Genomic DNA, 12,319 nt, shown 5'->3' with positions numbered 1-12,319 from the left:
TGTGGTGACTGCCGCCTGCGTTCTTTGTTGCAGGCGGGCCATGGGTGCGGCCAGCATCCGGCATTCCCTGCGCCCTCCCCGATTTCGAGGGCGATGCTTTCGCAAACCTCGGACGACTCCCGTCGCGAGAACGCGACCATGTGTCCTCCCCTGTCGCACACCCTCAACTGTCATGCTCCGCGAAAGCGTGGCATCCAGCATCCCTGAGACGTCAGTGCTTGAAGCGATAGGCCGCGGGGTGCTGGATCGCCCGGTCCCGCCTACGCCGAAGGCTTCGGCGGGCTCGCAAGCCGGGCGATGACACCAGTTGCTGTTTGACATGTTAATCGAGTTGACAGGGCGCGAGGATCGTAGGGTGGGCAAAGCGACTTCTTGCGCAGATGCTCGACACGAGCGACGGCGGAAGCGTGCCCACCATTCGCGTCCGTACTGCCGAGACCATGGGGCACGTCGCTTCCACCTTCGCTCATTGAGCTTCGGCGGACGCGGTCGCTCCTTAGCCCATATCCACCGCATTCTCGTCCCTTGGCAAAGCCTGCCCGGCGATTGTATTGACGGAATGACCTGATGGAATTTGGGGGAACAAGCGATGGCGGATGCCGATCTGGACGTGGTGATTCGACGGCTGGCGAAGCAGCAGAACAGGGACATCGTGGCTGCCGCGAAACGCCGGCGCGATCACTATGCCGGCCTCGCCGCCAAGGCCAAGGACAGCGCGACCAAGGAGAAATACCGGCAGATCGCCCGAGCTACCCTGATGCAGGGCACGGCCGCCGCCAAGCGATTGCAGCTTGCCGCCGACAACGCCGCCGACAGCTATGCCCGGTCGATCCGGAATGCGGCCCAGGAGGCCGCCGCCAAGAAGACCGTCAAGAAGGCCAAGACGCCAGCCGCCTAGCTCAACAGCGCCCGTTTCGGCTCGACGATCTCGAACATCCGCGGAAACTCGTCCATCAGGTCCATCAGCTCGGCAAGCCGCATCGGATCGCCGCTGACCTCGATCCTGCCGGCCGCGACCGCTTCCGGCAAGTTCGCCGGCCTGGCGATCACCTCGTCCAGTGTGCTGCGCGCCAGCACGAAGGCGGCATCGGCATGATCGGCCTGCACGCCTTCCGCGTAAGTCAGAGCGCTGTTCTCGAGATTGAGCGCGAAAATCTCGCCGGTGTCGGTGAAGCGCCAGTTCAGCACGACATGCCTCCCCTCCGCGTTGGGTCCGTTGAGCCGTACCCCGAGCACGTCCCACAATTGGGCGGTGCGGAGCGCTGCCAGCGTCTCCCGCGGCATCGCGGTTCGCGGCAATACCTGCGGCATGCCCTGCCTCAGCTCCTGCGCGCCGAACAGATAGGCATTGCGCCAGGTCGCGCTTTCCGAGGCGTACCCCAATTGCTCGAGCGTATCGGCAAGCAGCGCCCGCGCCGCCTTGTTGTCGGGCTCGGCAAACACCAGATGACCGACCGCTTCGGCGACGAAGCGGAATTCGCCCTTGGCAAAATCCGCGCGCGCGCGTTCGAGGATCGCCTCGCTGCCTCCCATATAGGCGACATATTTCCGACCGGCCTCGACCGGCGGCAACGGGTCGAGATGAACCGGATTGGCGTCGTACCAGCCGAGATACTTCTGATAGACCGCCTTCACATTGTGCCGGATGTGGCCGTAATAGCCGCGCGTATGCCAGGCGCCTTCCAGGCTCTTCGGCAGGCGGATGGTCTCGGCGATCTCGCTTGCGGTGAGGCCGTGGTTCATCAGGCGGATGGTCTGGTCATGTGCGAACTTGTAAAGGTCGCGCTGCTGCCGGATCACGGTGTCGATCCGCTCCTTGCCCCACACCGGCCAGTGGTGCTGGCCGCACATCGCCTCCGCCCTGCCGCCCCACAGCTTCAGCGCTTCGCCGAGATATTTCGACCAGGCGAGCGCGTCGCGCACGTCGGCGCCCCGGAACGGCAGCAGATTGTGAAAATTATGCGTGCAGTTCTCCGCCAGATTGAGCAATCGGTAGCGCGCGACGAAGAAATGCATCTCGGCCGGCGCCTCGCTGTTGGGCGCCATCTGGAATTCGAGCTCGACGCCGTCGATCGTGCGCCGATCGCCGGTCGCCATGATCAGGTCGGTCGGGCGCAGCAGCGCGACGGCGCCGGCCGCCATCGTCTTGCCAAGCCCGCAATCGACCTGCCCCTGCGTCCCCTTGGCGAGGAACGGCCCGAACTGGTAGTGCGCCCGCCGCAGCATCGCGGGCCCCGCGATGACGTTCTCGGAGACCGCGTGCTCCATGAACAGGTTCGGCGCGATGATCGGCACCGCGTCGCCGAGCATCGCGTCATCGAGCACGCCGCGGGCGCCGCCCCAGTGATCGGTGTGGGTGTGGGTGAAGATCACGGCCACCACCGGCTTCCGGCCGCGGTGCTTGAAATAAAGCTCCAGCGCCGCACGGGCGCCTTCGGCCGAGGTCAGCGTGTCCACGACGATGACGCCGGTGTCGCCCTCGATCAGGGTCATGTTGGCGATGTCGAGCCCGCGCACCTGGTAGACGCCTTGCACGACCTCGAACAGGCCGTGATGCATGTTGAGGCGCGACTGCCGCCACAGGCTCGGATTGACGGTTGCCGGCGCCTCGGCCGCGTCCAGGAAGCCGTAAGGCTCGAGGCTCCAGACCGTCCGCCCCTGGGCCGTAACGATCTTCGCATGTTCGATGGTGCCGAGGAAGCCGCGCGCGGCATCGTCGAAATCAGCGGTGTCATCGAACGGCAGTGCCTGCTGCATCGCCCGGTTCTGGGCAATGACCGCAGCCGACGCCGCCTTCGCGCTCTCCTTCGCTTCAACCTCGGCGTTGCACATGGTCCCCCTTCCTTGAAAAATCCGGTGTCAGGATGCCCGGGGCGAGATGGGGCGCGTCCGCGATCGACGGCTCGAATCCATGGTTCCCGTGGGAATACCGGATGTTTTCAAATGTCGATGAAATTGAAATCCTGTTTCGGCTGGATGGTGTCTCCTTGATGCGCACTTTGCAACCTATGCTGGCGGCACGGCCTCGATCGCCACACCTCTTGGGCCGGATTTCATCGATGCCCTGGAGCTCGCGCGCAGCATCCGCGCGCTGGCCGCGGGCGCGCAGCGCCTGTCGGAATGACCGCCCGCGGCGGTCACTTCCGCACCTTGCTGGCGTCCATCTTGATCGAGGGATCCAGCATCTTCGTGGTGAACGCAGTCTCGACGTCGAACGGCTTCTCCATGCCGAGATAGGTCTGGACCAGTTCGTAGTCCTTCTTCATGCGCGCGCCATCGATCCAGCCCAGCGCCCTGGTCGTGGTGAACTCGTCGGTCATCAGGAACTTGATGCGCTCCCACTGCCGCTCCTGGTTCTCCCGGTCGAGCCCCGACACGTTGTCGAGCAGCGCCTTCAGGCAGGGCGCGACGTCGGCGACGCAGGCGGCGAAGGCCTTCTGGCTGATCCTGACGAAATCCTCGACCAGCTTCGGGTTCTTCTGCAGGTAGGCACCGTTGACGATCAGCGAGTTGCCGTAAGGGTTGAGCCCGATGTCCTTCCAGTTCAGGTAGCCGAGATCGCCGCCGAACTCGATCACCTTGAGGTCGTGCTCGTTGTAGAAGTCGCTGATGATGTCGACGGTGTGGCTCTTCAGCGCCGCAATCTTGGCGGTCGGGCCGACATTGACGAAGTTCACCGCGTCGGGCGCGATTCCTGCCGCCTTGGCGAAAGCCGGCCACATCACCCGCGAGGCGTCGCCGGGCGGGTTGCCGATCTTGTGGCCGGCGAAATCCTTGACCCCGTTCACGCCGTAGCTCTTCAACCAGTAGAAGGTCTGCCCGGTGTTGGCGTAGACGCTCATCAGCGCCACCAGGTCGGCGCCCTTGCTGCGCGCGACCAGGGCGGTGGCGAGATCGGCGATGCCGAAGGGCGAACCGCCGGAGCCGACCTTCAGCGCCGAGACGCCCGAACCCCTGCCCGACTCGATGGTAAGGTCGATGCCGGCCTGCTCGTACCACCCTTGCGCCTTGGCGTAGTAGAATGGCGAATGGTCGGCCGTCGGCGTCCAGTTGAGCGTCAGGTTGACGGTTTCCGCGGCATGCGAGGATGCCACCGACATGAACAAGGCAAGTGCCCACCCCGCAACGCCACCACGCTTCATGTAACGCCCCTTTCCTGCAACGATCACTTGTCGATCGATATCCGCAGCGCTACCAATGCAACAGGCCCCCGGAGTGATGTCAACTGTCTGGTTGGAAATGCCCATTAGATCATCAAGACGACGGACGAACGGACCATCGAACGGCGGCGAACCGCGGCGGCGCAACCCGGAGGCGACCCGAAAGAAGCTCCTGGCGGCGGCGCGGCGGGAATTCGCCGCCGGCGGGCTTGCCGGCGCCCGGGTCGACGAGATCGCGGCCCGCGCCGGCGTCAACAAGCAGCTTGTCTACCACTACTTTGGCGACAAGGATGCACTCTATCTCGCGGTCCTCGAATGGGTCTATGAGGAGATACGGGAGCAGGAGCGCAAGTTCAAGCTGGAGGGCCTGCCGCCCGAACGCGCCATCCGCAAGTTGATCGAGGGCTCGTTCGACCATCTTGCCGCGCATCCCGACTTCATCACGCTGCTCAACGACGAGAACCGCGGCGGCGCCAAGCACGTTCGCGGCTCCCGCCGGCTTGAAGCCATGCATTCGCCGCTCGTCAGCTTGGTCTCCAGGATTCTGCAGGAAGGCGTGCGCAGCGGCGTGTTTCGGCGCGGCGTCGATCCGGTGCAGCTCTATATTTCGATTGCAGGCCTGTCCTATTTCTTCTTCTCCAACGCGGCGACGCTGTCGGCGATCTTCGGCAAGGATTTCCGGAGCCCGTCCGCGCGACGTGCCCGGCGCACGCATGTCGTCGACCTCGTGCTGCAGTCACTCCGGCCCTAATCAACCGGATGGTGGAAACTGCCGAAATCCCGCGCTAGACTGCGGCGCGGCGAAAGGAGCATCTGTGGCTGGAGATGGGGGACGATCGGCGCGGTCGGTTGCGATCGTCCTGTCTGTGCACATCGGCGTGGTCCTGCTGTGGCAGATCCTGGTCGACCTGTTCGAGGTGCCCAGATTCATCCTGCCCTCGCCGTTCGCCGCGCTCGCGACGCTCGGCGCCGCAAAATATGCCTGGGCGTCCAATCTGCTGGTGACGGGCGCCGAAATCCTCGGCGGCTTCGCGCTCGGCGCGCTGGTCGGGGTGGCGCTCGCCGTCATCTTCACCTGGTCGCCGCTGGTCAGCCTGCTGCTGCTTCCGCTGTTCGTCACGCTCAACATGATCCCGAAGGTCGCGCTCGGGCCGCTCATCATCGTCTGGTTCTCCTACGGGATATTTCCGAACATCCTGATCGCCTTCTCGATCTGCTTCTTCCCGATCCTCTTGACCACCGCGCGCGGGCTGCGCGAGGTCGAGCCCGATCTGCTCGACCTCGTCAAATCGCTGCGCGGCTCGCGCTGGACGCTGTTTCGCAAGATCCAATTGCCGGGCTCGCTGCCCTACATCTTCTCGGGCATGAAGGTCGGCGCCATCCTGGCGGTGGCCGGCGCGATCGTCGGCGAATTCATCGCCTCCGACCGCGGGCTCGGCTACCTCATGATCCAGGTGCAGTCCGCGCTCGACACGCCGGCGATGGTGATGGCGGTGGTGTTGCTGACCCTGCTCGGCGTCGGCCTGTACGGCCTCGTGCTCGGCCTTGAACGATGGCTCGTGGTGCGCGACATTCGGCTGCAATAAGGAACGACGATGCTGCTCTCGCGCGAGACCCTGCCCAAGACCATCGACGACATCGCCGCCCTCGACGAACTGCTGTGCCGGCCGAGCCGGGCGCTGATCGACGATCTCGACAAGGTCGACGGCGACATCATCATCCTCGGCGTCGCCGGCAAGATGGGGCCGACGCTGGCGGGGCTCGCCAAGGCCGCCTCGCCGCACCGCCGGATCATCGGCGTCGCACGCTTCAGTGACAGGGACACCGAGGACTGGCTGAAGGCGCGCGGCGTCGAGACCATCCAGTGCGACCTGCTCGACGAGGCCGCGATCCGTGATCTGCCCAAGGCACCGAACGTCGTGTTCATGGCCGGACGCAAGTTCGGGGCCGAAGGCGACCTGGCGCTGACCTGGGCGATGAACGTGCACGTGCCGGCGCTGGTGGCGCAGGCGTTCAGCCGATCGCGGATCGTGGCATTCTCGACCGGCTGCGTCTATCCGTTCGTGCCCGTCGACGGCAGCGGCGCCGACGAGAGCATGCCGCCGGACCCGCCCGGCGAATATGCGCAATCCTGCGTCGGCCGCGATCGCATGTTCGAATATTTCTCGCAGCAACTTGCAACGCCCGGCCGGCTGTTCCGCCTGAATTATGCGATCGACATGCGCTATGGCGTGCTGCACGACATCGCCAGCAAGGTGCTGAACGGCACGCCGATCGACCTCAGCCTGGGCCATGTCAATTTCATCTGGCAAGGCGATGCTGCGTCGCAGGCGCTGCGCTGCCTCGCGCACTGCGAAATACCGACCTCTCCGATCAACGTCAGTGGCCACCAAATTCTCGCAGTCCGCGACCTGGCGCTGGAACTTGGCGCGCTGCTCCACCGCGAACCGCTCTTCGTCGGCAAGGAGGAGCCGACGGCATGGTTGACCGATACCTCTCAGGCGGTGAAATTGTTCGGCCTGCCGGTCGTCGACACCGCGCAACTGATCGTCTGGACCGCGGACTGGATCAGGCGCGAGATGCCGAGCCTCGGCAAACCGACCAGATATGAGGTGCGCGATGGCCGTTACTGAGCAGGTTGCCGTTGGAACGATCGGAACGCTGAGCCCGGACGATGCCGCCGCCGGGCTCGCGCTGTCGACCGAAGCACAGTGGAACCAGAACGAGGCCGACTGGCTATTCTTCCTGAACCGAGCCAGGGTGTTCGGCGCGCGCGACCGCAATGGCCGCGTCGTCGCCAGTGCCGCGCTGCTGCCCTACAGCCTGAGCGACGCCTGGATCAGCATGGTGCTGGTGACGGCGAGCTGGCGCCGGCGCGGGCTTGCGACGCGGCTGGTCGACACCTGCCTCGATACGGCGGGAAAGCTCGGCCTCACCTGCTGGCTCGACGCAACCCCCGCGGGCGCCGCGGTCTATGGTCCGCTCGGCTTTGTACCGACGATCGAGACCCGACGGCTGCGACGCGAGGCGGGGGGCGCGTCAAGTTCGAACGGCAAGCTTCCGTCGGGGGACCTCGATGCGTTGATTGCCCGGGACCGCCAATCGATGGGGTTCGACCGCGCCAAGCTGCTGCGTGAGCTCGGCGGACGCACCGGCTCGCGCTGCGTCGCGAAAGACGGCGCCATGGCATTGATCCGCGATGGCCGCACCGCGCGCCATATCGGACCGCTCTACGCGAACGACTCCGCGCGTGCGCTCACGCTGATCCGTGACATCGCCGCCCATGAGCGTGAGCCGCTCCTGATCGACGCGGTTGCCACGCATGACGAGTTCCTGAACGGCCTGACCGGGAGCGGCTGGACCATCGAACGGCCATTCCAGCGCATGCGCTTTGGCCAGCCCCATACGCAAGGCACTGAATTGCCGTTTGCGGTCGCCGGCCCGGAATATGGTTAGGGACAGCCGATGCACCGCGACGAGATGAACTCCGAGGTCCGGCGGCTGATCGCCGAGGGCACGGTGCTGCCGGCGCATCCGCTGGCGCTCGATGCGAACCGCAAGCTCGATGTCGCGCATCAGCGGGCGCTGACGCGCTATTACATCGACGCCGGCGCCGGCGGGCTCGCGGTCGGCGTTCATACCACGCAGTTCGCGATCCGCGAGGTCGGCCTGTACCGGCCGGTCCTGGAGCTCGCCGCCGCAACCGCCTCCGGCTGGACCGGGCGGCCTTTGGCGCTGGTCGCCGGTCTCGCCGGCCCGACACGGCAGGTGCTGGCGGAGGCCGATATCGCGCGCAGCATCGGCTATCACGCCGGCCTGCTCAGCCTGGCCGCGATGAAGCAGGCGTCCGAGGACGAGATCGTCGCGCATTGCGCGGCGGTGGCGCGCGAGATTCCGCTGGTCGGCTTCTATCTGCAACCGGCGGTCGGCGGCGTGATCCTGAGCGCGAATTTCTGGCGGCGCTTTGCCGAGATCGACAACGTCGTCGCCATCAAGATCGCGCCCTTCAACCGCTACCGTACGCTCGACGTGTTGCGCGGCATCGCGGCGGCCGGCGCGCTCGACCGCGTCACGCTCTATACCGGCAATGACGACCACATTCTGCTCGACCTCAGCTTGCCCTTCGATCTCCGTGACAATGGCGTGACGGTGCGAACGCACATCCGCGGCGGCCTGCTCGGTCACTGGTCGGTCTGGACCCAAAGCGCGATCGGGCAATTCGAGCGCTGCAAGGCTGCACGCGGCAAGGAAACGCTGCCGGCCGACCTGCTCGCGCTCGATGCCCGCGTCACCGATTGCAACAGCGCCTTCTTCGACGTGGCCAACAATTTCCACGGCTGCATCGCCGGCTGTCACGAGGTGCTGCGGCGGCAGGGATTGATGGCGGGCATCTGGTGCCTCGATCCCAAGGAAGGGCTGAGCCCCGGCCAGCTCGAGGAGATCGACCGTGTCTATCGCGAGCACACCGATCTCAGCGACGACGACTTCGTCGCCGCCCATCTCGACAAATGGCTGGCATGACGGCCGAGACCCCCTTCATCAGCCTGCGCAACGTGCGCAAGGTTTATCGCGCGGCAGATGCCGAGTTTCTCGCCGTCTCCGACGTCACCATGGACGTGCGCGAAGGCGAACTGGTGTCGCTGGTCGGGCCTTCCGGCTGCGGCAAGACCACGATCCTGAAGATTCTGGCGGGCCTGCATGCCGCCGACGGCGGGGACGTCACGATCGGCAACGCTGCGACACCGTTCGATCCCGGGCGCGATATCGGCATGGTGTTCCAGCAGGCGCTGCTGCTCAAATGGCGCACCATTCTCGACAACGTGCTGCTGCCGGCGGAGATCGTCGGGTTGCCGATCAAGGCGGCGCGAGGCCGCGCGCGCGAACTGCTGAAGCTGGTCGGGCTCGCAGGCCACGAGGACAAGTATCCGCAGCAGCTCTCCGGCGGCATGCAGCAGCGCGCCGCGATCGCGCGCGCCTTCGTCCATGACCCCAAGCTGATCCTGATGGACGAGCCGTTCGGCGCGCTGGACGCGTTGACGCGCGAGCAGATGAACCTGGAGATGCTCCGCATCTGGCGCGAGAGCGGCAAGACCATCCTGTTCGTCACCCATTCGATCCAGGAGGCGGTGTTCCTCGCCTCGCATTGCGCCGTGCTGACCGCGGGCCCGGCGCGGATGGCGGAATATTTCCCGATCGAATTGCCGTTTCCGCGCGCGCTGCCGCTGAAGACGTCGGACGAATTCGGCGTCTATGCGCGGCGCATCTACGCGCGGCTTGGGCTCGGCACGGGCTGAGACCGGATGATTAGCGGAACGGGAGGAAGGGCACATGGATCTCGAGCTCAAGTCCAAGACGGCCGTAGTAACCGGAGCGAGCATCGGGATCGGCCGCGCCATCGCCAAGGGACTGGCACAGGAAGGCGTGCACGTTGTCGCGGTGGCACGGCGGAAGGAATTGTTGGACGGACTCACGCGGGAAGTCAGAGATGCCGGCGGCGCCGTGACTCCGCTGGTGCAGGACATCGTTGCCGAGGATGCCGCCGAGAGGCTCGCGGCCGCGGCGATCGCCGAGCTTGGTCATGTGGATATCCTGGTCAACAATGCCGGCGGCAGCAGGCCGTTGCCGGTCGACGCGCCCAACAGCGCCTGGGACGAAGCCATCGCGCTCAATTTCACCAGCTATCGCAAGCTCGCGCACGCGCTGCTGCCGCAGATGATCGAGCGCCGCTGGGGCCGGATCATCAACATCACCGGCAAGTCGGAGCCGGAAGGATTGAACGCCGCTTTCGCGGCCAAGGCCGCCGTGCATGCCTGGACCAAGGGCCTGTCGCGCGAGATCGGCGAGCACGGCATCACCGTCAACTGCATCCCGCCCGGCCGCATCATGAGCGAGCAAATCCGCCGCAACTATCCCGAGGACTATCGCAAGAAATTCGCAGAGGAGGAGATTCCCGTCGGCTATTGGGGCGAGCCCGAGGATCTGGCGGCCTTGGCCATTTTCCTCGCCTCGCCGCGTGCGCGCTACATCACCGGCACGGTGATCCCCGTCGATGGCGGCCTTCGCCGCTACCAGTTCTAGCGTGCTGCCCCGCTACTCGTCGTTCACCGGCGAGGTGATCACGAGAAAGACGAGGTCGACGAGGCCCGTGTTGGAGATGGCGTGCTCGACACCCGGCGGCAGGAAGATCACGTCGTGCTTGCGCACCACGTGGTTCTTGCCCGCAATTTCCATCAGCCCCTCGCCCTCGAGCACGTGATAGACCTGCTCCTGGACCTTGTGCTTGTGCCGCGCCACATGGGCCATCGGCTGATACATCGAGATGCGGTAGTCGAGATGGGCTGAGCCCGCGGTCTCCGGCATCACCAGCGGCTTCGACAGCGCGCCGCCGAAATGATTGGGGAATTCCCGCCACGGCACTTCGGCGATGTTGCGGATGAAGGCGCCGTCGTTCTCGGAAGACATGTTGCTTGCCCTTCTCCCTCCGGGATTTGCAGCCACCCGATCAGGTCACGAGCGCGCCGCCGTCACCACGATATGGTCGACCGCGCCCGACTTGCGAAACAGCGCGGCGACGCTCTCGTCGTCGGTGACGTCGACGGGAATGGCTGAGACCTTCAGCTTCGCCGCGAGCTCGTCGAGCCGGGTCGCATTGCGCGATGCGATCGTGACCTCGGCGCCCTCGGCCTTGGCGAGCTCGGCGGTCGCAAGCCCGATGCCGGACGAACCACCATGACGACAACCTTCTTGCCTGTCAGCTGCATTTCCTATCCTCGATTATCAAGCCGGCTGATAGCGCGTGCCGATGCCGGCTTTGCTTTGCCCGAGACCGGGCAGCTCCCACACGCCGGCACCGGCCGGATTGACGTCGGCGGCGATATCGATATCGATCAGATACGGCTTGTTGGCGGCGATGCCCTTGCGGATGGCATCACCGATATCGCCGGCGCGATCGACGCGCACGCCTTCGACGCCGCAGGAGCGCGCCATCGCGGCGAAATCCGGATTGTAGCGCTCGCCGGTCTTCGGATCATGGAAGTCGGTCGCGAGTTCGCGGCCACCGAGATAGCCACGCTGCAAGCCGCGGATCGAAGCGTAGGCGTAGTTGTTCCAGACCACCCAGACCACCGGCAGATCGTATTCCACCGCAGTGCCCAGCACATTGGCATGCATGAAGAAGGCACCGTCGCCGCACACCGAGACGCAGGGCCGGTCAGGGGCCGCAAACTTCGCTCCCATCACGCCGGCGACGCCGAAACCCATCGGGCCAAAGCCCATCGAGCCGATCAGCGAGTCCGGCCGCCTCGGCTTGCAGAAGCTGAGCAGCCAATTGTGATGAACGCCGATGTCGCTGACCAGAATCGCGTCCTCCGGCAGCGCCTTGTCGATTTCGAGCGCTGCGCGCTGCGGATTGACGGGAGTCGAGTCATCCGAGAAGCCAGGCGCGACAAACTTGTCCCATTCCTGACGATAGACGTCGATCTGCGCCAGCCACTTCTTGCGCGCATCCGCCTTGCCATTGAGATCGGCGCGGCGATCGAGCTCGGCATGGATCTGCCGCAGGAAGGTGCGCACGTCGGCCATCAGGCCGAGCGCGACCGGATAGTTGCGGCTGATCTCCTCGGGGTCGATGTCGACATGGATGAGCCTGGTCGGCGGAATGGTGAAGGAATAGCCGGGGATCCACGAGCTCGAGGTGCGGTCATCGAAGCGTACGCCGAGCGCGAGCAGCACGTCGGCTTGGCGCGTGGCGTGATTGGCCTGATAGTGGCCGGCGCGAGCGACGAGGCCGAGCGCGAGCGGATGGTTGACGTCGAGCGCGCCGAGCCCGCTCGCCGAGGCCGCGACCGGAATCTGCAGCCGCTCGGCGAGTTTCTTCAGCTCTTCGGCGGCGCCGCCATAGCGCACGCCCTGCCCGACCAGCATCACCGGGCGCTCGGCCGCAAGCAGCATGTCGACCGCCCTCACCACGCCGTCCGGGTCGGCGCCACAGCGGCTCGATACGTTGGCGTTCCAGGCGATCGCGTTCGGCGCCTCCTCGGCGGCCTGCTCCATGAACACGTCGAACGGGACGTCCAGTACCACTGGACCGGGGCGACCGGTCACCATCGTCTTCCAGGCCTGCCGCACCGCGAGCGGCACCATCTCGCCGCGCGTCGGCT

The 12,319-nt window shown here is 65.7% G+C and carries 13 protein-coding genes; 8 read left to right on the top strand and 5 right to left on the bottom strand.

From position 1 onward, the window contains the following. Positions 1-589: 589 nt before the first annotated feature. Entirely contained in the window at positions 590-898 is a 309-nt protein-coding gene (locus tag JOY90_RS37950) for a hypothetical protein (RefSeq protein WP_291696208.1), read from the top strand. Here the strand turns inward: JOY90_RS37950 and JOY90_RS37945 are convergent. Next, positions 895-2,832 carry an alkyl sulfatase dimerization domain-containing protein gene (locus JOY90_RS37945; protein WP_291696207.1) on the bottom strand — a complete coding sequence of 646 codons (1,938 nt, stop codon included), beginning with the start codon at positions 2,830-2,832 and terminating at the stop codon, positions 895-897. The two genes, JOY90_RS37950 and JOY90_RS37945, sit on opposite strands and share 4 nt — an antisense overlap. A 305-nt stretch (positions 2,833-3,137) precedes the next feature. After that, positions 3,138-4,100 (bottom strand): ABC transporter substrate-binding protein, encoded by a 963-nt coding sequence (locus JOY90_RS37940; RefSeq protein ID WP_291696206.1) that lies wholly within the window; start codon positions 4,098-4,100, stop codon positions 3,138-3,140. 139 nt (positions 4,101-4,239) lie between these two features. On the opposite strand from JOY90_RS37940, the gene JOY90_RS37935 reads away from it, so the two are divergent. The 7 genes from JOY90_RS37935 to JOY90_RS37905 all read left to right on the top strand — a co-directional run bounded on the left by JOY90_RS37935 (position 4,240) and on the right by JOY90_RS37905 (position 10,238). Beyond that, entirely contained in the window at positions 4,240-4,911 is a 672-nt protein-coding gene (locus JOY90_RS37935) for a TetR/AcrR family transcriptional regulator (RefSeq protein ID WP_291696205.1), read from the top strand. A gap of 64 nt (positions 4,912-4,975) precedes the next feature. Continuing rightward, positions 4,976-5,746: an ABC transporter permease gene (locus tag JOY90_RS37930; RefSeq protein WP_291696204.1), complete on the top strand. Its 771-nt coding sequence runs from the start codon at positions 4,976-4,978 to the stop codon at positions 5,744-5,746. A 9-nt stretch (positions 5,747-5,755) separates the two neighbouring features. Next, positions 5,756-6,793, top strand: a complete 1,038-nt coding sequence (locus tag JOY90_RS37925; protein WP_291696203.1) for an NAD(P)-dependent oxidoreductase — start codon at positions 5,756-5,758, stop codon at positions 6,791-6,793. Then, a complete protein-coding gene (locus tag JOY90_RS37920; protein ID WP_291696202.1) occupies positions 6,780-7,616 on the top strand; it encodes a GNAT family N-acetyltransferase in 837 nt (278 codons plus the stop codon). Before JOY90_RS37925 ends, JOY90_RS37920 begins: the two co-directional genes overlap by 14 nt. A 9-nt stretch (positions 7,617-7,625) precedes the next feature. Beyond that, the gene (locus JOY90_RS37915; RefSeq protein ID WP_367277046.1) at positions 7,626-8,681 is read left to right on the top strand and encodes a dihydrodipicolinate synthase family protein; all 1,056 of its coding nucleotides are present in this window, start codon (positions 7,626-7,628) and stop codon (positions 8,679-8,681) included. Continuing rightward, positions 8,669-9,454, top strand: coding sequence for an ABC transporter ATP-binding protein (locus JOY90_RS37910; RefSeq protein ID WP_291696200.1), 786 nt, complete (start codon positions 8,669-8,671; stop codon positions 9,452-9,454). The genes JOY90_RS37915 and JOY90_RS37910 overlap by 13 nt, the downstream gene beginning before the upstream one ends. 34 nt (positions 9,455-9,488) lie before the next feature. Then, a complete protein-coding gene (locus tag JOY90_RS37905; RefSeq protein ID WP_291696199.1) occupies positions 9,489-10,238 on the top strand; it encodes an SDR family oxidoreductase in 750 nt (249 codons plus the stop codon). 12 nt (positions 10,239-10,250) lie between these two features. Here JOY90_RS37905 and JOY90_RS37900 read toward each other — a convergent pair whose 3' ends face one another. The 3 genes from JOY90_RS37900 to JOY90_RS37890 all read right to left on the bottom strand — a co-directional run. After that, on the bottom strand, positions 10,251-10,622 hold the full coding sequence (locus JOY90_RS37900) for a cupin domain-containing protein (RefSeq protein ID WP_291696198.1): 372 nt from the start codon (positions 10,620-10,622) through the stop codon (positions 10,251-10,253). A 45-nt stretch (positions 10,623-10,667) separates the two neighbouring features. Beyond that, positions 10,668-10,874, bottom strand: a complete 207-nt coding sequence (locus JOY90_RS40305) for an SDR family oxidoreductase (protein WP_367277047.1) — start codon at positions 10,872-10,874, stop codon at positions 10,668-10,670. A 63-nt stretch (positions 10,875-10,937) separates the two neighbouring features. Then, positions 10,938-12,319: thiamine pyrophosphate-binding protein (locus tag JOY90_RS37890; RefSeq protein ID WP_291696196.1), on the bottom strand; the 1,382-nt coding region annotated here is incomplete at its 5' end.

The organism is Bradyrhizobium sp. (assembly GCF_019242285.1).
In the GTDB taxonomy this organism is placed as follows: Bacteria; Pseudomonadota; Alphaproteobacteria; order Rhizobiales; family Xanthobacteraceae; genus Bradyrhizobium.
This window is presented reverse-complemented; position numbering and strand designations above follow the sequence as displayed.

Excerpts from the sequence above, each read along its gene's own strand:
- JOY90_RS37950 (WP_291696208.1), top strand. The coding sequence starts at position 590 with ATGGCGGATGCCGATCTGGACGTGGTGATTCGACGGCTGGCGAAGCAG.
- JOY90_RS37945 (WP_291696207.1), bottom strand. The coding sequence starts at position 2,832 with ATGTGCAACGCCGAGGTTGAAGCGAAGGAGAGCGCGAAGGCGGCGTCG.
- JOY90_RS37940 (WP_291696206.1), bottom strand. The coding sequence starts at position 4,100 with ATGTCGGTGGCATCCTCGCATGCCGCGGAAACCGTCAACCTGACGCTC.
- JOY90_RS37935 (WP_291696205.1), top strand. The coding sequence starts at position 4,240 with ATGCCCATTAGATCATCAAGACGACGGACGAACGGACCATCGAACGGC.
- JOY90_RS37925 (WP_291696203.1), top strand. The coding sequence starts at position 5,756 with ATGCTGCTCTCGCGCGAGACCCTGCCCAAGACCATCGACGACATCGCC.
- JOY90_RS37920 (WP_291696202.1), top strand. The coding sequence starts at position 6,780 with ATGGCCGTTACTGAGCAGGTTGCCGTTGGAACGATCGGAACGCTGAGC.
- JOY90_RS37915 (WP_367277046.1), top strand. The coding sequence starts at position 7,626 with ATGCACCGCGACGAGATGAACTCCGAGGTCCGGCGGCTGATCGCCGAG.
- JOY90_RS37910 (WP_291696200.1), top strand. The coding sequence starts at position 8,669 with ATGGCTGGCATGACGGCCGAGACCCCCTTCATCAGCCTGCGCAACGTG.
- JOY90_RS37905 (WP_291696199.1), top strand. The coding sequence starts at position 9,489 with ATGGATCTCGAGCTCAAGTCCAAGACGGCCGTAGTAACCGGAGCGAGC.
- JOY90_RS37900 (WP_291696198.1), bottom strand. The coding sequence starts at position 10,622 with ATGTCTTCCGAGAACGACGGCGCCTTCATCCGCAACATCGCCGAAGTG.